At 55.5% G+C, this 23449-nt stretch carries 15 protein-coding genes; 2 read left to right on the plus strand and 13 right to left on the minus strand.

Annotated elements, in window-relative coordinates; translation table 11 throughout:
• Window positions 1-179: 179 nt before the first annotated feature.
• Both EDM60_RS25015 and EDM60_RS25020 read right to left on the minus strand, forming a co-directional pair.
• Entirely contained in the window at window positions 180-1895 is a 1716-nt protein-coding gene (locus tag EDM60_RS25015) for a methyl-accepting chemotaxis protein (RefSeq protein ID WP_122966375.1), read from the minus strand.
• A gap of 138 nt (window positions 1896-2033) precedes the next feature.
• Window positions 2034-2813, minus strand: a complete 780-nt coding sequence (locus EDM60_RS25020) for a class I SAM-dependent methyltransferase (RefSeq protein ID WP_122966376.1) — start codon at window positions 2811-2813, stop codon at window positions 2034-2036.
• A gap of 246 nt (window positions 2814-3059) precedes the next feature.
• Between EDM60_RS25020 and EDM60_RS25025 the strand changes: the two genes are divergently transcribed.
• Window positions 3060-5315 carry a multicopper oxidase family protein gene (locus EDM60_RS25025; protein ID WP_122966377.1) on the plus strand — a complete coding sequence of 752 codons (2256 nt, stop codon included), beginning with the start codon at window positions 3060-3062 and terminating at the stop codon, window positions 5313-5315.
• 47 nt (window positions 5316-5362) lie between these two features.
• Here the strand turns inward: EDM60_RS25025 and EDM60_RS25030 are convergent, their stop codons facing one another.
• The 9 genes from EDM60_RS25030 to EDM60_RS25070 form a co-directional block, all read right to left on the minus strand.
• Complete coding sequence (locus tag EDM60_RS25030; RefSeq protein ID WP_122966378.1) at window positions 5363-8227, minus strand: VWA domain-containing protein; 2865 nt, start codon at window positions 8225-8227, stop codon at window positions 5363-5365.
• Window positions 8217-10073: a vWA domain-containing protein gene (locus tag EDM60_RS25035; RefSeq protein ID WP_122966379.1), complete on the minus strand. Its 1857-nt coding sequence runs from the start codon at window positions 10071-10073 to the stop codon at window positions 8217-8219. Before EDM60_RS25035 ends, EDM60_RS25030 begins: the two co-directional genes overlap by 11 nt.
• 16 nt (window positions 10074-10089) lie before the next feature.
• Window positions 10090-10971, minus strand: coding sequence for a DUF58 domain-containing protein (locus tag EDM60_RS25040; RefSeq protein WP_122966380.1), 882 nt, complete (start codon window positions 10969-10971; stop codon window positions 10090-10092).
• Window positions 10968-11951, minus strand: coding sequence for an AAA family ATPase (locus EDM60_RS25045; protein WP_122966381.1), 984 nt, complete (start codon window positions 11949-11951; stop codon window positions 10968-10970). The genes EDM60_RS25040 and EDM60_RS25045 overlap by 4 nt, the downstream gene beginning before the upstream one ends.
• Window positions 11952-11968: 17 nt before the next feature.
• Window positions 11969-13699, minus strand: a complete 1731-nt coding sequence (locus EDM60_RS25050; protein WP_122966382.1) for a coiled-coil domain-containing protein — start codon at window positions 13697-13699, stop codon at window positions 11969-11971.
• A 3-nt stretch (window positions 13700-13702) separates the two neighbouring features.
• Window positions 13703-14596, minus strand: a complete 894-nt coding sequence (locus EDM60_RS25055) for an ABC transporter permease (RefSeq protein ID WP_122966383.1) — start codon at window positions 14594-14596, stop codon at window positions 13703-13705.
• Entirely contained in the window at window positions 14593-15519 is a 927-nt protein-coding gene (locus EDM60_RS25060) for an ABC transporter ATP-binding protein (RefSeq protein WP_122966384.1), read from the minus strand. The genes EDM60_RS25055 and EDM60_RS25060 overlap by 4 nt, the downstream gene beginning before the upstream one ends.
• Window positions 15516-17888 (minus strand): DUF7408 domain-containing protein, encoded by a 2373-nt coding sequence (locus EDM60_RS25065; RefSeq protein ID WP_122966385.1) that lies wholly within the window; start codon window positions 17886-17888, stop codon window positions 15516-15518. Before EDM60_RS25065 ends, EDM60_RS25060 begins: the two co-directional genes overlap by 4 nt.
• A gap of 179 nt (window positions 17889-18067) precedes the next feature.
• Complete coding sequence (locus EDM60_RS25070; RefSeq protein ID WP_122966386.1) at window positions 18068-19045, minus strand: proline dehydrogenase family protein; 978 nt, start codon at window positions 19043-19045, stop codon at window positions 18068-18070.
• Between the two features lie 123 nt (window positions 19046-19168).
• On the opposite strand from EDM60_RS25070, the gene pdxR reads away from it, so the two are divergent.
• Entirely contained in the window at window positions 19169-20569 is a 1401-nt protein-coding gene (gene pdxR, locus EDM60_RS25075) for a MocR-like pyridoxine biosynthesis transcription factor PdxR (RefSeq protein WP_122966387.1), read from the plus strand.
• 523 nt (window positions 20570-21092) lie between these two features.
• Here the strand turns inward: pdxR and EDM60_RS25085 are convergent.
• Complete coding sequence (locus EDM60_RS25085) at window positions 21093-21647, minus strand: glycerol-3-phosphate responsive antiterminator (protein ID WP_122966389.1); 555 nt, start codon at window positions 21645-21647, stop codon at window positions 21093-21095.
• A 13-nt stretch (window positions 21648-21660) separates the two neighbouring features.
• Window positions 21661-23328, minus strand: a complete 1668-nt coding sequence (locus EDM60_RS25090; protein ID WP_122966390.1) for a glycerol-3-phosphate dehydrogenase/oxidase — start codon at window positions 23326-23328, stop codon at window positions 21661-21663.
• Window positions 23329-23449 lie beyond the last annotated feature (121 nt).

Here is a 23449-nt window from a genome sequence, read left to right on the forward strand (position 1 = left end):
AGTTGCTTTCATTTTAATTTCTACGGGATAACTAACTCTAGTTGCCAACGCAAAAACACCTCCAAGGTTGTCCCCATATCTTACGACATGGTCAGGTTCTCTTGAAGGTGTTTTGATTTGTCTCACATTACGGGGTCAGTCCCAGCCAGTGCGAAGGGCTGTTTTGTTTCGGGCAAAGCTTACAAGCGGAACGTATCCACTTTTCTGCGCAACTCCTGGATGCTTTCGGTAACGTCCTGAATTTCGACGACAAACTGGTCCACGTTGCCGCTGACGTCATGAATCGTAGCCGACACCTCTTCGGTCGCAGCGGCTGTCTGTTCGGAGATCGCCGTTACGGTCAATACGGATTCGTTCACCTTGTTTTGACCGTGCTTCATGGTTTCAACGCTTGCAATCACATTGGCCAGCGAAGTTTTGAGCGTGTTCGTCATCGTGGACAGCTCGGTGATTCCTTTTGCCACCGAATCGAGGCGCTGTGTTCCTGCATTGTAACGGTTCAAAGTTCCGTTCGTTTTTTCGGCTGCCTGCTTCACCTGATCCTGGATGTCCTTGATGCTCTCCTGAATGACCAGCGTTGCCGCTCCTGTCTGCTCAGCCAGTTTGCGCACCTCGTCTGCAACCACGGCAAAGCCGCGACCCGCTTCCCCGGCCCGGGCGCTCTCGATGGCAGCGTTCAGCGCGAGCAAGTTCGTCTGTCCTGCAATTTGCTGGATCGTTTCAATTACGTCATTGATCCGGCGCGATTTTTCCTCCAAAATCATCATCGTGTTTTGGACATCGTGGAACTGATTGTTCGTTTCCGTGCCGTCAGCCAAAAACTCCTGCAATACTGTGTAGCTGCTCTGGCCGATGTCAGCTACCTGGTTAGAAACGGCGTCCATCGCTTCGATCGCGCTGTTCAGCTCGGACAGCTCGCTCAAAAATTCTTGAACCGTTTGCACGGTAGTTTCCATCGCCGTTGCCGTTTGTTCATTGCCAGATGCGATCTCCTGGCTCGTAACCACGATATTTTTATTTTGCTCGCGAACAGAGGAAGCGCCTTCCCGAATAGAAACAGCCATATTGTCGATGCGCTCTGTCGTCTCCTTGACGCCGCCGATAATTTGGCGAAGCTGTGTTGTCATCTCGCTGAAAGCGACAACGATCCGGCCGATTTCATCATTTCGCTTCGTGACGGCGATCTTCGCGTCTGTCAAATCGCCTCCAGCGATCCTCGCCGAGGCTTCCTGTACGATTCCCAGCGGACGCAGCATTCTTTTCACCACGAAGTAGACCGCAATCAAGGCGACTATCGTCACCGCAGCCATGGAAATAATGATGCGCGGCATCGTTTCACTCAGTACAAGCTCGTTGATCAGCTCGACCTTTTCCGCAGCGGTATCGACACCGAGAATAGCCATAACTTGCCCGGACTTGTCCTGGATCGGTGCAAACGCACTCAGATACGAACCGTAAACCGGATCATTGACGATTGGCGTATTGCTCGTTCCGCCTTGAAGCACGGGCGCGATGTCTGCAAAGGTGGTCGAAGTCGTAGGCTGTCCGATCGTGAAGCTATCCTCGACCATGCCGTCCGCCATGATTTTGACCTTCTCTCCATCTGCCTGGAGAATGTATACGTATAGCGCTCCCGTCTTGTCCATGTACTCTTTCAGCGTCTTTTGGATGGACATGTACTCGTCATTTTTCTCGGGCTTTGCCAAGAAACTGGCGAGCTTCTCTGTATCGATGCCTGCCGCTACATGCATCGCGGTTCCAATACTTGAGCGTGAAAGCGTCCGTTCGATCGTGGTTGCGCTGTTTTGATTGATCATGAAGACGTTGACTGCCATCGTCAAAACGACAATCACAGCCACGAGCGCGACCACCCGACTAGCCAAGCTCTTGTTCATCCTTTCTCACTTCCCCTTTTCTCTGTACGATAGATTAATAGATCGATAATTCCCCCACAGAAGTTTCTTCAAACAAAAAACGCCCCAAAGGGCGCTTTTGTACTGAACTCCCTATTTGTCTTATCGACAAAAAGGAGCCTATTTATTAACTGAATATGACCCTAATTTTGCCAAAATCATGAAACGATGGTTAGGAATATCCACATAGCCGATCGGCTCCATTTTCTTTTGCAAAGCAAGCAGCGCTTCCGCGTATTGCTCTACCGCGAAGTCGCGAATCTGCCATTCGATCGCCTTCAAATAGTAGACGATTGCCCCGACGTCATAGAAACGGGTGAAGCTCATTTCCTCTTTTTGCTGCAAAATGACAAAGCCTGCGTCCTGTAGCTCGGCAGCTGCAAAAGCCAGATTCCAGTGCAAATAATCGGATGGGATCGGCGCTCCGAGCAAACGGTTCAACTCCAGGTTGTCCTGCCCGCCGACCTGCTGGGTTACGAACGTCCCGGTCGGTTTCAGCAAGCGCGACAGCTCACTCGGCAAATACGATTCATGACGATTGATGATCAGATCAAAAGTGCGATCCGCGAATGGCAGCACATCTTCTCCGTCCGCCTCGACCACCTCGATGCCCAGTGGCGCAAGATTGGCCCGGGCTACTCCTACGTTGGGCTGGTATCCTTCTGTCGCAAACGTTCTCGCCGGATGCGGCTGCAAGGAAGCGAGCAGTTCTCCCCCGCCTGTTCCCATATCGAGCATCGAGTCAATCCCGTTCATCAGCGCTTTGACGATACTCGCATAATTCCAGGTCAGCGGAGCTTCCTGCATTCTCCCTGTCTGGGTGAGCCGCTGAAAATTCCATCCGGCAAATGGCGCTTCTACCTCTCGCTTGAAAATCTCCCATGCTGTTCTTTGTTCCATGATTGATGTCTCCTCCTGTTTCTGTCGTTTGCCTCGAATTGGCTGGATGACGATGATCCAGGTGGAGAACGACAGCGTTCCGAGCGTTGTTATGTCTCGAAAAAGTCAAAAGACATGCCTTCTGCACTCCTTTCACTCACATGTATCCGTCCCGAGACGGAGGGAAAATACTGCCCCAGTACGTTTGGCTGATCAGCGATGCTCTCTATCATGTAAGAATGGAACTGTTCACGGGAGGAATTATTTATGGCAGATTTTGCGGTGCTCGCCGGAACCCACCAAGGCTTGTTTCTCGTTCTGGTCCTCACGACACTCATCCCGGCCCTTATCGCCCATACGCTCGTCTATCAGCCAACCAAACGAGCGCTTGCAAGAAAGACCCGCTTGACTCTGCTGTTTGTCTGGATATCGCTGTCTGTATTCGCCGGACAACTGCTTTTGACCTGGGCGTATTTTCAATCATTCGGTTGGCTTTACATAAAGGACAAAACAATCGGCTTTCTCCCGCTGATCGCTGTCCCTGTTATTTGCGTGCTTTTTTTCTCGCTTCCCCGCTTGCTGGACCTGGCAGCAAAGCTGGGCAGATGCAGCAACAAGCCATCTTATATTGTCGATAATCCCGACATGTCTCTGATTGCGCAAGAGGTTGCTTCAGCAGACATGAGTCTTTTGCGGCAAGCAGACCCTTTTTACACTACAGATCATGAGCGGGTGGATGAACATCTCCGAAAAATGGTTTCGGCGCCTGAGCTGATCGTTCCCTTGCAGCTTGCCGTTCTGGGCAGTGTCACAGCCTGCTGCCTGCAGCTTACCTTCCCTGCTGTCACGCTGGAGCCATCCACGCTGCTCGTCGCCTGGGTGGTAATGGTGGCTGCCACCTCAGCGCTCTGGATCGTTCAATCATGGCAGCAGCAGCGTTGCTCCCACCCAGGAGAATGGAAGCGCCCTGCGCCGCTTTTTCGTTTTTTGCGGGCAACGGGTGTATTCATGGTCCTGTCCACCGGACTTGTCGCGTTTGGCAGTCAGGCCCTTCAAGCCAGCCTGCTTCCGGAACAGTTCAACATGACCAGTCATACGAACGTCGATACTGGGCTAAGCACAAAGCAACTTGCCCCTCATTCGCACGCTAGTCATGCGCCGGACAGCGGCACTGCGCCCTCGTCGAATGCCAAAACGGTCAGCGTAGCGGACTTGACCGGGCCGCGTGCGGGCACGGCAGAGCGGAAATTCGCATTGACGGCGCAAAAAGCGACGATTCGGCTGCCTTCCGGAAATACGCTGGAAGCCTGGACCTTTAACGGGCAATACCCCGGGCCAGAGCTGCGGCTCAAGCAAGGCGAGCTGGTTGAGATCGTCCTGGAAAACAAAGATATCGCTGATGGCGTCACCATTCACTGGCACGGTCTGAACGTTCCCAACGCCGAAGATGGCGTAGCCGGAGCGACACAGGACGCTGTACTTCCTGGCGAAAAGCACGTCTACCGCTTTCGCGCCGAGCAAGCCGGAACCTTTTGGTACCACTCGCATCAGCAAGCCTCTGTCCAGGTGCGAAAAGGGCTTTTTGGCGCTATGGTGATTGAGCCTGCTGCCAATGCAAATGCATCTCGGTCAGAGCCCGCCATCCGCGATCTTGCCCTCATTCATCACAAACCAAAAGGAGAGGGACCGACGCTGAATGGCGCAGACATGCTTGCCAAGCAAACGGTTGCCCCTGGTACTCCTGTAAGACTTCGTTTCATCAACGCGGAAAACCTGCCCGTCACTTATCAGCTCCTCGGCACTTCTTTTCAAGTGAGCGCCATTGACGGAAACGAAGTCAACGAGCCGAATTTGCTTGCCAACCAAGCGCTAAAGCTTGCTGCCGGAGGGAGATATGACGTCTCCTTTACCATGCCGAATCGCCCCGTCTTGTTCACACAAGCGACCCAAGGCAAAAACCGCGGCAAAGGATTGCTGCTCAGCCCGGACGGAGGCGATGCCTTGCCGAACCTGCAAGCAGACTTGCCGCTGTTCGATCCTGCTCGCTACGGCGCTCCGCTGCCTTTGCCTTTTGATCTCGCCACATCGTACGATCGCGAATACGTTCTGCTGTTTGATGTCGCCTTCGGGATGTACGATGGCCGCATCGACGGTCTGTGGACGATAAACGGCGAGGTGTTTCCCGACACGCCGATGATGCTCGTCCAGGAGGGCGACCTGGTGAAAATGACTTTCGTCAACCGCAGCTTCATGGATCACCCGATGCATCTTCACGGTCATCACATGCTCGTCCTCACACGCAACGGCAGACAGACTACAGGAAGTCCCTGGTGGACGGACACGCTGAATGTAGCGCCGGGCGAGACGTACGAAGTCGCCTTTCGCGCTGGCAATCCCGGCCTTTGGATGGACCATTGCCACAATCAGGATCACGCCGCGCTTGGCATGAGCATGCATCTTTTGTACGAAGGAGTAACCACTCCCTACGAAGCAGGTCGCGCTACCCGCAATCATCCCGAATAATAGAAGAAAAAGCAGCCTGGTCATGTACCGGGCTGCTTTTTCGCTGCTCACGGTTTGCTTCGCCGCTTTTTCGCCGCGAGCAGCCTGTTGAGCGTATCATCCGAATCTTGCTGTTCCTCGCGGGACGACGGCTGTTGTCCCGATACCGCTGCTGGTCTGTTTTTCAACGGTTCCTGCACGGTCTTGGCTGTGCCTTTTGCTTGGAAAGCAGTCAAATCACTGTCTTTGCGAATGTGCGCCGGGGCGTCTGAACGCGAACGCTGGGTCGCGGAACGTCTGTCTGACAGCTGCGTCCATACCGTTTGCTGCGGCTGCGACCCGGCTGTTGCAGGCGATGCTGATCTGCGCCACAGGCCCGCGAGCCTTGTCCACCATTGATCGGGCAGTTGCAAGCGGCGCGCCGCAATATCTACTGGCAAAAGCAATGCCGCAAGCATCAACAGCCACTCCCCGATGGATTGCGTGTCCCACTTGGCGGGAAACGGACCGCCGTAGACTTCCTGCGGTTCGCTGATCTGTTTGCCGCCACCTGCGAGCAGCCAGGTGCGCAGCTCTGTTTCTCCGTCCCGCGACATTCCGTATTCGGGAGAGTAAGATACGGTCAGTCCTGTCGTTTGACTCGCGAGTACGCGTCCCTGACTCTTTTCGGATATCTGGATCATGTACGTACCGGGGTCTGCCGTCTCGAACTTGCCTTCCATAACCCCTGGGGCAATCGGTTTGAGCTTGATGATCTCCCGCTGCATTTTCTCGTTGAGGACAACAGCTTCCAGCTCTTGCGGCAAGCTTGCCCCGGCAGGCATCGTCACTTTTACACTGCCAGCAGCTCCGTCCAGGCTTGTCCGCGCTTTCCACTTTCCTTCCGCGATTTGCGGGAATGTCCAGGCGACTACCTCATTCCACAGACGGCCAGTGCCACCCCAACTCACCCAGTCAGGCGCCCATTTGCCTTCGAGATCGCTCGTCCAGACAACGGCGCGTCCCAGCCCGTACTGCCAGCGGGTCAAAATCGGGTCGTCATCCATGCTCATCAGTGACGTCTCCGCTGTCTGTTTGGCTGTTGTCGCCACATACGCCCTTAGCGGCGGCAATGCCTGCTGCAAGGTCGGCCACATGCCGACTCCTGTCACTTCGGGAATTTGCGGCTTTTCGACGATGAATGTCCGGCTGGCCAGTGCCGTCTCCTTGCTGAAAATTTTCGGAATCGATTCGGCGTCATTGGCAAAGTAATAGCGGCCATTGCCTGTTTTTGCGATCATTTCCAAAAGCGTATGATCCGCATCATCTCCCACCGCGACTGTCGACACCGTAATATTTTCGGAGGTCATTTGCTGCAATAGCCCCTGGTAGTCATCCTGCATGCCTGACTGTCCATCCGTCAGCAAAATCACGTGCTTGCGCTGCGTATTCATCTGTTTCACCCGATCGTACGCCAGCTGCAGCGCGGGGTAAATATCTGTTCCGCCATCGGCGCGAATGCGGCCGATTTGCTGGTGAATCTCTTCTTTGTTGGCGACGGTCTGCGGGGCAACCACTTCCCACGGATCACCGTCAAACGCGATGACTCCGATGGAATCTTGCTGATTCATCATGGTCGTAGCCCGAATCGCGGCTTCCTTCGCCAGCTCCATTTTATCGACACCTCTGGCATCTGAGCTCATGCTGCCGGATTTGTCGATCACCAGTTCCAGCCCGAGAGAAGGAAGCTGTTGTTTTCCGCGCAAATCCATATGCACCGGAAGCGCTTCTTCGATCGGCGTCTGGAACCAGCCGCCCATTCCGAAGCTCTCGCTTCCTCCGGTCATAATCAGCCCCAGCCCCAGGTCGCGCACCGCTGTCCTCATGCGCTCCATGTCAGCGTCACTCATTTGGGTAGCGGACACATCGGACAACACGATCGTCGCGTATTGCTTGTAGCCCGCAAGCTCCTTGGGCAAAAGCGCAAGCTCGCGCTGTTCGACCTGCATCCCGCCTGCCCGGAGCGCCTGCACGAGATTTTTCGCCGCGCCCGGATGTCCTTCCAGCACGAGGACGACAGGCGCTCTGGCTACTTGGGTATAAGCCGTTGCCTGATTGTTCGCCTGAACGGTATCCTGGCGAGGCTCGATTTCCACCCGATAACGGTGAAAGCCTTGCTCCATCGCTTTTTGCGAAAAGACAAAGCGGTTTTTTCCTTTATCGATTTGCACCGTTTGCTGACCAGCTGCTCGGTTGCCTTCGTACAACCGCAGCGTCGCTTCTGTGGCAAGCGAACTCTCCACATCGACTGTGATCGCATACTCTTCTCCGGCGTACAACCTTTGCGGAACTTGCACAGACGAGAGAACGACTTCATCTCCTTGCGGCTGCTGCAAGGACACAGCCTCTACGCTGATGCCGCGTTCTTGCGCCAGCTTCGTTTGCCGGGAAGCATCGCCGTTCGTCGCGATCCCATCGGTGAGCAGCACGACTTTGCCTCTCGTGTTGCTCCCAATCATCGCCGCCGCAAGCCGTATTCCTTCTTCCAGATTCGTCGCGTTGCGGTTCACTTCGACTCCCAGCGGCGCAAGCTCTTCGCGCGATGTCAACGGCTGGTCGACAGCGGCGTCAGCTCCGACGGCAACGACTGCATACTTGTCTTCCGCACGCTTTTGTCCGATAGCGTCTCGCAAAAACGAGAGCACCCGCGGATCGTCCTTCATCGAGGCTGAACGGTCCACGACAAAAACAACCGTCTTGGCTTGAACAGGCGTGAGCAGCTGCGTCCCTGCCAACGCGAAAATGAGCAGCGCGAACAAGACGAAACGAAGGGTGGCAATAACGGTTTTTCTGCTTGCGGGCATTTGCTGTTGCTTTTGCCACCACTGGATCACGAGGTAGGCAGCAGGCAACAAAAGCAGCAAAAGCCACGGCTGTGTAAAGTTAATACCCACGTTGGTACACCCTCCATTCCACAAGCAAAACCAAGAGCACAAGCGCTGCCAGCCAGTACGTCAACTCCCGCGTGCCTGTGCCCGCTCTTTGCTGCTCTGCTTCGCCTTGTCCAGCCTGCGAACTGGCAACACTGAGCGTTTTCGGCGTAATATCCGACTCGCTCTCACTCAGGCGCACGGAAAAATACTTGCTCACAGCTCCCGCGTCCAATGTCTCGTCCAGTTTGTACAAGCCGATCTGCTCCGGCACCTGTATCGTCAAGACCGTTCCGTTTGCCTTGATCGCTTGCTGCTGACCATCGGGATACGTCAAGCTTCTCTCCGTTGCCCCCGGCGTGAGCGGAATGCTCAGGCTCTCTCCCGGATGACTGGTGGCGATGGGTGCCGTTTGCGCTGGCGACAGCCAGTTCACAACATTTTGCATGAAAATGGGAAAAGCCGGGCGCAACGGAAAATCGGAGTCGTGCAAGTCAAAAGCAAACACGACGATGCGCCTGCCGTCGATCACGCCAGCCTTGACCAAATCCGCGTCACCGGCTCGCACGAGTGTCTTCATCCCGGGCATTTCGCCTAAAACCGCCGCTTTGGCAATATGCACCTCGCGCCAATCCACGTATTTGAGCATCGGATCATCTGCGGAGACGGCTTGCGGTCCCTGCTCCAGCTCCTGCTCGCCTGCAAGCGGCAGCCAATCCGTTTTCCTGTCTGGCGCGATCAGCAAAATATTGCCCTGCGGCAGCTTGTCCGGCACTTCGCCGTCGAACACCCACAAATCGCGCGCCTCGGCATTCGGCCCGGGAGCGTTCTGGACGGTTTCCACCTCCAGGCTGCCAACGGTCTGCATGACCTGATGCAAAAAGCGATTGCCCGCCGGAGTGTACAGCACGGCTTTTCCTTTGCTCGCCGCAAATGGCACGCTCCAGATTTCATTGTCTTGCGGCAAGCCGTCCTGCTCCGGCGCAATGACAGCGCGATAGGCAGTCGAGACAGGCAGCTCTGTGAACGAAAACGTCCCGGAACGTGCTGTCTCGATGGCAAACTGGTTCGTGTCCAGCAGCTTGCCTTTGTCATCAAAAATCGTGACGGTTCCTCGCGACTGGGCGCTGCCATGGTTATCGATGCGCAAAAGGGCTTCGACACCGTTTGGCCCGGCCTGTGTCACAAAGGCGGCAATCGCCGCATTTTCACGCGTTCTCCCCATCTGCATGAAGCGAAAGCTTGCGGACGAGGCGGACAATGACTGGGTCGCCAGCTTTCGCTCCACATTGCCATCCCCGATCCAGATGACGCCGCTTCCCGGTTCATTCGCCGCGATCGCTCCCGCCAGCGACAGCGCAGACAGCGGGTCAGACGTTCCCATGTTGGCTGTCAGCTTTTGCAGCGCCGCTGTCAGCTCGGTTTTGTCGGCGCTTTTGGACACCAGCACATTCGGCTCGCTCCCGGCGGCAATCACGGTCATCGTCTGAGCGCTGCCGAGCTTCTCGACCAGCGCCTTCGCTTCGGAGACGGCCCGTGACAGCCTCGTCTCTTCTCCCTCTTTTGCCAGCATGCTGCCTGATGTATCGACGACAAGCACGGTGTGGTCAGCCGTGATCCCTTCCGTTGGCATGGCTGGTCTGGTCAGTGCCAGAACGAGCAAGCATGCCGCCAGCAGTTGCAGGAACAATAGCAAGTTGCGCCGCAGCTTTTCCCATGGCCGCACCGCTTCCCAGTTTTGCAACGTTCGCTGCCAAAGCAGCGTGCTCGGCACGACGCGATCCTCTACTTTTCTTTTGAGCAGGTAGAGGACGATGATGGCCGGGATGATCAGTGCAAACCAGATGCTGGAAAGTCCCATCCACTGCATGAAGTCTCTCTCCTCTCTAGCGAATCATGCCCGCCTGCCGAAATACGTGAAAGACGACCGATTCCAGCGATTGCTCCGCTTCGATCTCTGTGTAAGCGATGCCTCTTCCGTAGGCAAAAGCAGCCAGCTCCTGGCGAAAATCGCGCAAGCTTTTCGCGTACTCGGCCAGCAACAAGGCAGTCATCGATGCTTCTTTTGCCTGTCCGGTCTCGGCGTCGATCAACCGCAGCTCGCCTGCGTAATCCGGCTGCCGTTCCTCCTGGGAAAGTACCTGCACAAGCGTCACCTCTTGCCGCGCCGCCTGCAAGTAGGCCAGCCCTTCCGCGTAGCCGTCCGGGAACAAAAAATCGGAAAGCACGATCGAAATACCTGCTTTGCCGCGAACTGCTCCAGGCTGGCGGAGTGCGCCATGCAAATCCCCCGGGCCGCCTTCCCCGATCGCCGATAAAAAGGAAAGCAGCCGATGCGCCTGACCTTTGCCCTGCAACCCTTGCAAGGACGCTACGATGCGGTGATCGAATGCGTAGACGGATACGTGATCGAGGTGGCACAGCGACAAGTACCCCAAAGCCGCGGCAATCTGCACCGAGCGCGACAGCTTGCTCGGCTGCCCGTAGCCCATGGAGCGGCTGCAATCGATATACAAGCTCACGTGAAGCTCGGTTTCATCCAAATACTTTTTCAAAAACAGCTTGCCGGAGCGCGCATACGCATTCCAATCCAGCTGGCGCAAGTCGTCTCCCGGCACGTACGCCCGGAAGTCGGCAAACTCCATCGAGCTGCCCAGCTGTCTGGCCCGTCTCTTTCCCGCATGGCTGCCGCTGACGGCTTTCCTGATGGCAAGCTGCATCCGTTCCAGTCTGGCAAGCCATGCCGGGTCAAGCAGGTGCTGACTCATGCTTTCTGCCCCGACAGCGCGTCCAAAATATCGCGGATGATCTGATCGGCCCGCACTCCGCTCGCCTCGCCTTCAAAATTGAGGAAAATGCGATGGCGAAGGGCTGGCAAAGCTACCGCTTCCACGTCCTCGTAGGCGAGATTGTAACGCCCGGAAAGCAGCGCCCGCACTTTTGCCAGGGAGACGATTGCCTGCACCCCGCGCGGCCCTGCCCCGTTTCGCACGTACTGATTGACAGAAGCAACAGCCCGCTCGCCAGGGTGAGTGGCAAGCAGCAAGTTGACAGCATAGTCCAGCACCGCATCTGCCACCAAAATGTCGCGGGCGGCCTGCTGAATTTGCCCGATTTGCTCGCCGGATGCCACCTTTTCTACCGGAATCGCTTGCCCGGTCGTCGTGCGCTGTACGATTGCCTTCAGTTCGTCAGCTGTCGGGTACGGCACGTCGATTTTCAACAAAAAGCGGTCCATCTGGGCCTCGGGCAGCGGATAAGTCCCTTCTTGCTCCAGCGGGTTTTGTGTCGCCAAAACGAAGAACGGCGCAGGCAGCGGTCGAGTGACGCCCCCTGCGGAAACCGTGCGCTCCTGCATGGCCTCAAGCAGCGCGCTCTGCGTCTTCGGTGTTGCCCGATTGATTTCATCGGCGAGTACGACATGGGCAAAAATCGGTCCGTGCTGGAACTGGAACGACTGCTGCCCCGTCTCGTCCACGAGAAGAATGTTTGTCCCTGTAATATCAGTCGGCATCAAATCAGGGGTGAACTGGATGCGTTGAAAAGACAGTTCAAAAGCTTGCGACAAAGTTTTCACGAGCAGCGTCTTCCCCAGACCGGGTACGCCCTCCAAAAGAGCATGGCCTCCCGCGAACACCGCCCACAAAAGTTGCTCGACGACGTCTTTTTGTCCCACCAATACTTTTCCGATCTCTTGTCTGACTAGCTCTACTCGCTGCAAGCAATCTTCTAGCGTTTGCTGTGCCATAGCCGCGCCCTCCTTTTCTAAGGCTCAATTTTGCTGAAATAGTCTTTGACGATATCTTGATAGTCGCCGGGAATCGTGCCTTTTTCCATGCTCTCGCGGGCGAACTGCTCGTACTGGCCGTACACTTCCTCATACGGCAGCGTTCCGCCGGAGGTCACCTGTGTCTGGCTGCTTTGCTGCGACTGGGAAGGACCTGCTCCCAAAGGGCCGCCTACCGTTTCGGAAGGGCCATTTTCCCCGCCGATGCGGCTGGTCGGAATCGTGACCAGCTCGTGCTTTCCTGCGCCCAGTCCGCCTCCCGGCCCTTGACCGTTTCCGCTTCCGCCGCCTGCGCCTGCTCCGGCGCCATTTCCCGAACCATTGCCCGCGCCGTTCCCGGCACCTTTTCCTGAGCCGTTGCCTTGACCTGCTCCTGTGTTGCCGTTTGCAGGCGGATTCGCCTGATTCGTCTGATTGGCCGCAGCGTTCGCATTGGCTGACGCTCCGCTGCCCGTTGCTGCCTGGTTGTTTCCCGGGGTAGTCGACGCAGGGACTGCCTGGCCTGCTCCGGTTCCACTCGCCCCGTTATTGCTTCCGGCAGCTGCGGCGCTTGCCAGCGTCATCTGCGACTGAGTGAGCGAAGCTGCCGCCTGGGAGGCCGCGAGCATCGCCTGCTGGGACTGCTGGGTTGCTCCCATCGCTTGCAGCAGGCTGTTTTCCAGCGCCTTCATCGCTTCCGGGTCTTGCCCGGCTGCGATTTCCTTGGCGGCCTGTGCCAACTGGTTGGCCGTATCCGCCAGCTCTTGCGCATTGGCGGATTCCGCGTCCTTTTTCAACTGTTCTGCGGCTTTTTCCAGTTCCCGGGCCAGCTCAGCCCGCTCCTGTTCTTTCATCTTTTCCAGCTCTTTTGCCATCTCGGCAAGCGCCGTTTTCAATGCTTCGCGATCGCTTTTGGCCAACGCGTCGGCCACTGATTTTGTCGACTTCTGGCTGCCGAGACTGCGTTGCAAGCTTTGCAGCGATGCTGTCTTGTTCTGCTCCGCTGCCCGCAGCTTTTCCAGCTGCTTTTCTGCCGCCCGCAGCGCGTTGAGCCGTCCGGCGGGATCGTCTGCTTTGGCGATGCTCTTCTTCGCTTGCTCCAGCATCTCTTCCAGCTGTTTCTTCTGAGCCTCGCTCAACCCTTCATTTGCTTTCGTTTTCGCCTTGATTTCCTCGATTTCTTTTTCCACCTTGGCGATTGCCTGTTTTGCCTGCTCCATCTGAAGAAGCCGCACATCTTGCGGATTGGGCCAAACCAAGAGCAGCAAGCACAGCAAAAGCAAACCGCCTGTGACGAACAACCTGTTTTTCAGCCCGGCCCAAACGCGAATGCTCTCGATGATGTCCGGCAAGTTTTTGCGCAAATGCCGCAGCGCATCTTCCCGCTGCATGACCGCGACGGAGGAGGTGCTTTCGCGATGCTCCCACGCCGTTTCCACGCGCTGGGCAAGCCCGTTGCCGTCTGCCGCCTGCGCACTCTTTTGCCAAGTCGTTTGTCGCCACCTCGTGCTCATCCAGCCAATCGCCAGCCCTAGAGGAAACATGGCTACCGCCAGCCAGGCGTAATACGGGATCGGCCAAAAACGGGCAGCGAGGAGAAGCAGTCCGCTTCCCCCCGCCCCCCACAAGCCGTACAACGTGATTTGTTGGATCAGTACCTGGTTTTGCAGCTTTCTGCGCACTGGCTTCAGCAGCGACTTCAGCTCATTGTCCGGTTTCGCGGTAAACATGGCTTACTGCTCCCCGGCTGACGCCTTGCGCTTCCGTCCGCGCACAGGCTGGATGAAGTAAATCGCAAGCAACAAGCAGACAACAGTCAATCCCCCATAAAACAGGCAGTAATTCCAAAATGGATCGACATTCGCCCAAAAGCTCTGGGCGTTGGTGAAGCTGCTCAAATCCTGGACAGGCCCTTCTTCAAAAATGTTCAGCATGGCAAACACCGGATTGATGCTGTGCAACAGATCGGGCCAGATGGAGTTCGGCGGAGAAGTCACCTGATTCATCCGATTTTGATAACGGATGAACTGGCGAATAATTTCCGCCAGCACGCTTGTGCCGATCGCCACACCGAATACGACTGCATAACTGACGACCGTGGCAATTCCCGTCCGTTTGATCAAGGTCGATATAAGTACGCCGATGCTGCCGACTACCAGCATGGTAACGACGTAGAAGCCGAACACTTTGATCAGTTGCAGCGGAGACACCCCGCCATACAAAAAGACAATCGCGTACAGCGGGATGGTGGCGAACACGAGAAACATCATGAAGCTGAGCGAAGCCAGCCATTTTCCCAAAATCAGCCTCGTGGCGCTTATGTTTGTCGTCAGCAGGATGCTCAGCGTCTGCCGTTCGCGCTCTCCCGAGATTACCCCTGCGGTCAGACCCGGAACGAGAAAGCCGATCATGCCGAGTTGAAAGATCGACAGCATCATGAACAGCTCCCGCGTCTCGCCAGGCTTGTAGTAGCTGCCGCCATTCGTCATGAAAAAGATGGCGAGCAACGTCATAGTTCCCAACACCAGCAAGTAAAACAAAATGATCCACGGGGCGCGGTTCGTCCGCATCCGCAATTTCCATTCGTTGAATAACACAGGGTTGCGCAATCTTCTCAGGACGTTCATGAGCCCACCCCTTTCGTAATTTCCAAAAAGATGTCTTCCAGATCGCCCACCGCTTCGTTGAAGGCTGCCACCGGATAACCAGCTGTCGTCAGTTCCCGCAACAGCTCCACCTGCTGCTCGTCGTTTCCGGCAAACCCGGCGACAACCCAGCTTCCTTCGCGCGTTACGCTCGTGATCACAGGCATTTCACGCAACCGCGTCATCGCTTCCTCAAGCTGGCCAGTCAAGCGAATGCGCAGCACGCGCTGCTCCTGCATTTTCGCGTAAATCTCATCGACTCGTCCAAATGCGACGAGATTCCCTTCTTCAATCACCCCGATGACATCGCACATCTCTGCCAGCTCAGGCAAAATGTGCGAGCTGATGATGATCGTCTTCCCCATATCGCGCAGTTCCTTCAAAATCTCGCGCAGCTCGATCCGCGCCCGCGGGTCCAAACCGGAGGCGGGCTCGTCGAGAATCAGCACTTCCGGGTTGTGCACCAGGGAGCGGGCCAGCCCAAGCCGCTGCTTCATCCCCCGCGACAACGAATCAACGTACGCGTCGCGCTTGTGGCTGAGATTGACCAGATCGAGCAGTTGCGGAATGATCTGTTTTCTTTCCGCAGCCGGAATATCGTAGTTCGCACCGTAAAAGTCCAGGTACTCCTCTGCCGTCAAGTTGTCGTAGACGCCGAAAAAGTCCGGCATGTAGCCGATCAGTTTGCGGACTTCCTTCGGGTGACTCGTCACCTCGTAGCCGCCCACGTACGCTTTGCCGCTCGTAGGGGCAAGCAAGGTAGCCAAAATGGACATGGTCGTAGATTTTCCTGCCCCATTCGGACCGACGAAACCGAAAACCGTGCCCTTTTCAATGTCCATTGTCAGGCCCTTCAACGCCTGCATTTTCCCGTAGCTCTTTTGCAAATTGCGAATTTGGATCACTGCTGGCTCACCTTCCCTTCCACGCTCACATTCGGAATGCCGATATGGCGTTCATCAGGCAGCTGATTGGCAAACTTGATGCGCATCATGCCGTCTGCCGACACGTACAGGGCAGCCTTGTCGCCTGACATGACGGTGTTGTTGAACGCTTTTTCAAACGGCTCGTAAGCTTTTGCCTTCCAGTTGTACACTTCCTTGGAAAATGGCGTGTTGTCATCCGACCAGGTGTACAAATACACGTTTGTGATCTTCAGCTTCTTGTTTTCCTGACTCAGATTGAAGTCAAAGGTAATGTCTCCTGCCGGCAAGCGGTAGCCGTCCCCTTCATCGCCAACCGGAACGGAGCTGCCCGACATCGTGACATCGAATGTACCTGTCGGATAGTAGACATGTCCGTCTTTGGAAGGCTGCACCTTCAGTTCGGAAGTAATTAGTGTAAGGCTCTCCAGCTTGGTGTTTTCGTTTTGCACGACAGCATCGACAACCGACTGATTGGTCCAGCCTGCGATTCTCACGATTTCGTTCTGATTGTTTCTGCGATCAGTCATTTCCAGCATTTCGATCATGACTTGCTCACGCGTCTGCTCTGTTTGAATGGAGCGCAGATGCGCAGGCAGCGCCGTCGTAGCGTACGATTGACGATTGCTCCATCTCGCCTGGGCTGCTGGCTGGAACGGCAGATTGACTTCAATGCTTGCTCCAGGTGCCAGCTCGCTAATTTCCTGCACTTGGTTACCGGAAAAAATCGTCAAATCGCGCAGGGCAAACTTGGTCTTGTTCGTAACCGTTCCTGTTAAGGCTCCTTCTTTGTAGGACAAGTTCGACTCAAAGCTGCCTGCATCGGAAATCGTATGCTCTGTCGCCACTTTGCGCGTCGACCAAAATTCTACGTCGCGGAACTGAATATCCGTTTGATCCGCCTGGGTGGAAGTCCAGATTTTAGGAATCACATCTGTCCGCTCCCGATCTGCAAGCGGTTGGGCTTGTCCTTGCCCTTTTACAGTCAGGCGATACTCACCGTTTCTTGGCACAAAAAAGGAGGTAAGCCCGTTTACTTTTGCCTGTCCATCGTTTTGCAACTGGACGAAGCTCACTTGATGGACGAGGACGCCCGTACCACGCTGCAAAGCGCCAAACGAGAAAATCCCGATCCCCGTGAGAATCGCCAAAGCTGGCACGATGCCCCACATGTAGCTTTGTTTGCGCCATGCCCGCAAAATGAAAAACAAAATAGGTCCGGCAATCAGGGCATATATCCCGAACAACAGGGCAAACCAGCTTACTTCCGGAATTTTCAGGTCCGGATTCATATCTGATGCTTCGCGCAGTGGCCAAATGCCGTCAAGCGAAGACGACTTGAAGTCGCCGAGCGAGGAACCAAACGCTTTGATTAAAAGGTCAGACCAGAAGCGGCTGTTCCCGGCCCAGCTGGCGACAGGCTCCTCCGCCAGATCGTAGGCTGCGTACAGCACTTTGCCCTCCCCTACGTTATGTACGACAAACAGCGGGATTGTTCCCTCGCTGTACAGCACTTTCCCGGCTTTTACTGTACCGTTGCTGACCGTAAACGGAGCCGTCAGCTCAACGGGCTTCGTTTTATCCGTCTTCAAGTTGGCCAGCGACTTCACGCTCGTAGTCCCGGTCACTTCCACAGGAGAGAGGTCAGCGAGCGCTCCTGCGGTTTTCTTGTACTGGGCACCACCTGCCAGAACGAGCTTGCCCCCGGCTTTTGTCCAGTCGCGTATCGCCTGAATTTGCTGCTCATTCAACGAATCCAGGGCAAAATTGTTCAGGATCAGCATGTTGAGCATTTGCAGCTGCACGCCCGAAGTCGGAACATTCTCCGGCTTCATCGGCACTGCTTTCGCCGGATTCGGAAACGTGTCCCGCGGCAGCGCCGAGAGGAAATTCGCGGTATCTGCGTTTTGCCCCAGCACCCCGATCATTACCATATCGTTACTGTAGCTTTGACCATTCAAGGGCGCTTGCGCTACGATCTTGTCGTTTACCATCATGGCTACATACGTACTGTTGTACAGCTCTGAACCAGGCACCATGATCGTTACTTGCTTGGTCACGCCTTTGGCAATCGACACTGGCTGGTAATAGGCGGCGGAATACTGATTGTTCCCTCTGTTCCCCGTCGCTACCATCAGGTTGCCTTCCGTATCAGCGCCTCCATTTGTTACAGTCACCACAATCGGCACTTGCCCTGCTTCCTTGTACGCGCCATCGATCCCTGCGCTCACCCTTAGCTGGATCGTGCCCTCTGCCAGAGCGACCGCCCCTTGGTGCGCAGGTCCCAACACCAGCAGCAACAGGAGCGCGAACATGGAAAGCAGCCATCGCTTGCCCTTCACCATTTTCATTCCCTCAATACCTCCATGGTCAATTCGTTTGCAGTCTATTCGTCTTTTTCATACAAATTAAGACGCGATTGACGGGAAAAAAGCTACAGTTAATTTTGCACAGGGGAACGATTGGCCTTCATCGCAGGTGGAGTGTATGCAAAAAGCTGCCCCGCACGGAAAGGAGGCAGCTTTTCGTCTCATGCTTCGACTCTGGTTGTGTCGTACTCGGAATCGCGAATCCGGGTCGGATCGAACATGTCCGCGATTGCCTGATGCACATGCGCCGGATGCTCGGCAAGCCTGTGGCACAAGTACAAGTACCACTCGGTTCCATACGTCAAATACACCCGCACGGGCAGCCCCTTTTTGCGCAGCTCGCGGGCCAATTCGGGCCGCACGCCGTAGAGCAGTTCCAGCTCCACATTCGGCCGCTGCAAGTAACCTCGCTCACAGAGGGCAGCCACAATCGCCTGGTCATGCGTTGCCAATGCGCAGTCGTGACCAGCCTCCACGCACCGCTCAGCCAGTTGCAAATACCGCTCGTTCAGCTCCGGCGACCTCGGCAGCGCCAGTTGTTGCGGCTCCTGGAACGCTCCTTTGACGAGGCGAATTTTTCCTGGCAGATGCAGCAGTCGCTTGAGATCGTCCACGGAGCGGTGCAGATGGGCCTGAAGCGTGATGCCTACGTTAGCGTGGCGCTCTGTCAGGCGCTCGTATATTTGCAAAATCGCCTCGGTTTTCTCCGACTCCTCCATGCTGATCATCAAATACTGCCCGTGCGCTTTGGCGCATTCCGCCATTTCCTTTACGTGTTCCAGCGCGGTCTTCGGCTGAATCAACAGCCCCAGATGCGAGAGATCAAACGAAATGTTGGCAGCGGTGTCCAGCCGGGAACAGTCTTTCGCTACCTGCAAAAATTCCCGCTTGGCAAGCTGTGCCGTTGCTTCGTCCAGCGTATTTTCCCCGATGTACTCGATGGATGTCTGATAGCCCCACTGCTTTAGTTTGGCGGCAACATGCATCGCTTCTTCACGAGTCTCGCCCGTTACATAGCGCTTCGCGGCGGATAAAAGCAGCTTGTACAACTGGGGGGTGCTTTGGACAAATTGCTTGATGCTCTCATCCCGGGCGATGGTTTTCAATACGTGGGCAGTCTGCTTTTCCTGGTTGTTCACATGCACTCTCTCCTTTGACTGGGCAATCTTCTCTTCCCTCACCCTAACATGATAAGCTGGAGACGATCAGATCCAGTTTGGGCCTGTTTGGACAGGACCAGTTGGAAAGGAGGCGCATTCGCCATGCTATGGGTGCCCATCGATCGGGACAAGCCGATTCCTTTGACCCGGCAAATTTATACAGAATTTCGCGACAAAATATTGCGCGGCGACTGGGCAGCCGGCTTCAAGCTGCCTTCCACCCGAAAAATGGCGCAAGAGCTGCGCATTTCCCGAAATGTCGCGATCGAAGCCTACGACCAGCTTTTCGCTGAAGGATATATCGAAAGCAGACAAGGCTCGGGCTATTTTGTCGCCGCAGGCATTTATTTGGAGCAGTTCGCTCGCGGACAGGAACGACCGCTCCCCTCGGCAGGCGATCAGCCGGAGCACCTCATTGATTTTCGTTCAGGCGTGCCTGCGCTCGAACAATTTCCCCGCAGCTTGTGGGGCAAAACCGTACAACAGGTGTGCCACGATGCCCCCTTGTCGGCTTTCGGCTACAATCGGCCCGAGGGACGCGCTGAGCTACGCGATGTACTGAGCCGCTATCTGTACCGGACGCGCGGCGTGCAATGCACTCCTGAGCAAATCGTCATGACCTCCGGCGCGACTCAGGCGCTTACTTTGATTGCCAAAGTTTTGCTGAACCGCGAAAGCTGCGTGCTCATCGAAGACCCGATCACCCAGGATATCCAGTCGATCTTCACCTCGACAGGAGCCAGACTTTGTCCGGTTCCCGTTGACGAGTACGGCATGAACATGCACAGTCTGCCTTCGCCACTCGCTGGCAGCAGACCCCGTTTTGCCTTTGTGACGCCATCCCACCAGTTTCCGCTCGGCACTACGCTGACGATCCAGCGGCGAATCCAGCTGATCCAATACGCGCGCTCAGTCGATTGCTACATCGTCGAGGACGATTACGACAGCGAATTTCGCTATGAGAGCCCGCCCATCAGCTCGATCCAGGGGTTGGCCCCCGAGCGGGTAATCTACATCGGCTCCTTCAGCAAAATATTGTCGCCTGGCCTGCGCCTCGGCTACCTTGTCCTGCCGGAAACATTGGTCGAGCGGTATCACAAAGCCAAATGGCTGTCCGACCTGCACACGCCTTCGCTCGAACAGCTCGCTCTCGGTCGCTTCATCGAGGAAGGCCATCTGGAAAAGTACATCAGCAAAATGAAAAAGCTGTACAAAAAACGGCGCCAATGCCTGATAGAGGCGCTGCGCCGCACGTTTGCCGATCGCGCCACCATCTGGGGAGAAGCTGCCGGGCTGCACATCGTCGCTGCTTTTGACGGCATCTCCTTTACACCGGATGTCTTGACTGCACTGGAAGCTGCTGGCGTGCGCGTCTACCCTGTGGAGGAACATGCGATTGGGAAAGGCAGACATGAAGACAAGATTGTGATTGGGTACGGCAATGTTTCCGAGGACGGCATAGAAGAAGGTGTCCGCAGAATGGGAATCGTTCTCAGCCGTTGACCTGCAACGGACCAAGCCATGCAGCCCCGCATTGAAAAAAGCCAATCTCCCGCTAATGTGGAAGATTGGCTCTTTTTAAGAGAGAAATTACCAATGACGACGGCCGCAGCATTGGGGCGGACAGTTGCGGCAACGGTCAGGACATCTGCGTCTGCGGTTCCAGCCTTGCGAGCTTCCTCCGCCGCGATGATCCCAGCCAGGAGGGCGTTGACCATCCCGCTGCCATGGATAATAGGAAGATTGCCCAGTCGAAGAAGAATACGAGGACTGCCATTGCGAACTTTGATAATTCATGCTGTCGCCTTCTTTCCTCTTGTTTTTGGATGACTATATGTATATATGCCAGAGGAGGTAAAGCCGCATAGACAACTATCTTTCCCAGAGGAAAAATCAGGTATCTACCTATGTTTTCTACTACCTTTCCCAGCTGCATGCCTAAGACGCCTGACGCGCCAAAAGGCAAAAAACCGGAACATTCCCCGCTTGGAATGTCCGGCTTTTTGCTGGATTCGCCCTTGTTATCCTATGATTTTGCCCACAGCTCTCTGCGGGAGGTAGTGACAGAGGTCGCACCTGCCTGCAAAGCCCGATCCACGTCTTCCTTCGTACGGATGAAGCCACCTGCGATGATCGGGATACGGGTCCGCTCCATGATCTCCTCGATCAAATGCGGGATGATCCCCGGCAGCACTTCCACGTAATCCGGTTTCGTCCGCTCCAGCTGCGTAAGGCTGCTGTCCAATGCCATCGTATCGATCAGGAAAAGACGCTGGATGGAAATCAGCCCTTTTTTCTTCGCGGCCAAAACCACACTGTTTCTCGTCGTGATGATTCCGTCAGGCTTCACTTCCTGCGCAAGAAATTCCATCGCATACTCATCCGACTTCAATCCGTCGATGAGGTCGGCGTGAATGAGCAGTTTTTTTCCAAACGCTCTCGCCCGCTTGCCCAAAGGCTTTACTTGCGCTACATGGGCGTTCAGCAAAATAATGCGTTCGTAGCACGTCTCCATCAGCTCGTCAAATTCTTTCAGTGTTCGGGCAGCCGGAAGAATAGGCTGATTAATCTGGTTGGCCAATCAGGAGTCACCCCTATTGAAATGTTTTGGCTAGATGGTATTCCTCGGCAAAAGCTTTCAAGTCCCGGTCTTTTTGCTCTGCGTCCGCATGCAGCTTGTTGGCCAGCTCGTCGGCCACCATCGGGTATATGCTTTCCAATGAATCGCGTTCAAAAAACAGTCGGCCTGTGCGACGGATCAAAAAGTCGCTGACAGTCATGACCATTTCTTCTTCCAGTGCGTAGTGCAGCTCAGCCAAAAGCAGCGCTTCCGCCGCCGACTGTGTCTCGTTGTTGGCAATGTATTCAAGACACGCCGTTACTATTTTTTCGCTATTGCTGCCGAACTTTCCTACAAGAACGCGAATTTGCTCTTCCGAGATGCCAAAATCGCGCACTCGCTCTGCTTGCTTTTTCACATAGGCAGGGATCATTTTCCCGGAGGCGAACTCGCCGCCCGACAGCACGATTGTGTCCGTTTGGCACGGCTTGAACGATCTTCCTTCTTCTGTCGTCAACTGTTTGGCGACTACGTCCACGATGCGCTCTGCCATCTTGCGGAAGCCAGTCAGCTTGCCGCCCGCAATCGTGATCAGGCCGCTTTTGGAATAAAAAATCTCGTCCTTGCGCGACAGCTCGGAAGGCGATTTGCCATCCTCGTGAATCAGCGGTCGCAGCCCCGCCCAGCTGGAGCTGACATCCTGCTCGGTCAGTTTGGCAGTCGGGAACATTTCGTTGGCGGCGCGAAGCACGTACTCCATATCTTCACGCGTCACCGTCGGGCGCTCCAGCACTCCCTGGTAGTTCGTGTCTGTCGTGCCGATATACGTGCTGTTATTCCTTGGAATCGCAAACAGCATGCGTCCGTCGGAGACATCGAAGTAAACGGATTGTTTGAGCGGCAGTCGGTTGTACGGAACAACGAGGTGGACGCCTTTGGTCAGGTGCAGTCTTTTGCCGTACAAGGAACGGTCTTTTTCCCTGAGTTGATCGACCCATGGACCTGCGGCGTTGACGATTTTTTTCGCGTACAGCTCGTATTCGCTGCCGGACAGCAAATCTTTCGCACGAATGCCTGTCACTTTGCCGTTCTCGTAAATAAACTCGGTTGCCTCCGTGTAGTTTGTGCACAAAGCCCCGTGCGCGCGCGCTGTCTTCATGACTTCGACCGTCAGACGGGCATCGTCGGTGCGGTATTCGAAGTACAGTCCGCCGCCTTTTAAAATATCCGTGCGCAAAAGCGGCTCTGCTTCCATCGTCCGCTGTTTGTTCAGCATGATGCGGCGCTCTTTGCGCTCGACGCCCGCCAACACATCGTAAATGTACAAGCCGACGGACGTAGCCAGCTTGCCGTACGTCCCTTTTTCCACGATCGGCAAGATCATTTTTTCCGGAATGACGATGTGCGGAGCATTGCGATACAAAATGGCGCGCTCTCTGCCCACCTCGCGCACGAGCTGCACATCGCCCTGCTTCAAGTAACGCAATCCTCCGTGGACGAGCTTGGTCGAACGGCTGCTCGTACCTGCGGCAAAGTCTTGCTTTTCTACCAGTCCTACGGTAAGTCCGCGCGAAGCGGCGTCAAGGGCAATCCCCGCTCCGGTGACGCCTCCTCCGATGATTAAAAGATCGAGGCGCTTGCTCGCCATTTCTTCCAGACATGCCTGACGCGTAAATGATGACAATTTTCGTTGAGCGTTCATCGTTGATCTCATCCTTTCTGACGAAAAAACAAAAAACAGCCAATATCCAAAAGAAGCAACGACATTGTCCATTGCCCTTTTGATACTGGCTGTCTCCACGGTCTCCACAGCAAATGATTAA

Origin of the sequence: Brevibacillus parabrevis (genome assembly GCF_003710905.1) — a bacterium.
Taxonomy (GTDB): Bacteria; Bacillota; Bacilli; order Brevibacillales; family Brevibacillaceae; genus Brevibacillus; species Brevibacillus parabrevis.